Source organism: Olleya aquimaris (assembly GCF_003259525.1).
Taxonomy (GTDB): domain Bacteria; phylum Bacteroidota; class Bacteroidia; order Flavobacteriales; family Flavobacteriaceae; genus Olleya; species Olleya aquimaris.
This window is the reverse complement of sequence record NZ_QLLO01000003.1, coordinates 1-287: the sequence shown is the minus strand read 5'-3', so window position 1 is coordinate 287 and position 287 is coordinate 1. Positions and strand designations below refer to the sequence as shown.

Sequence of the window (287 nt, the reverse complement as noted above, 5' to 3'; positions counted from 1 at the left end):
GATGAGACTGTGGTAGATGCTGATGGAGATGGTGTTACCCAATGTTTTGATTGTGATGATACTAACTCAGCGATTTATCCAGGAAATATCGAAATCTGCGACGGAATAGACAACAACTGTGATGGAAACATCGACGAAGGTTTCGACCAAGATGGAGACGGATTCACCACGTGTCAAGGTGATTGTGATGATTCAGATGCTTCAATTAATCCAAACGCAACAGAAATCTGCGATGGAATTGACAATAACTGTGATGGAAACATCGATGAAGGTTTCGACCAAGATGG

At 42.2% G+C, this 287-nt stretch carries 1 protein-coding gene; it reads left to right on the top strand.

The window, feature by feature from the left end:
• On the top strand, positions 1–287 hold a 287-nt coding region (locus LY08_RS04945), incomplete at both ends, for a putative metal-binding motif-containing protein (RefSeq protein WP_211305918.1).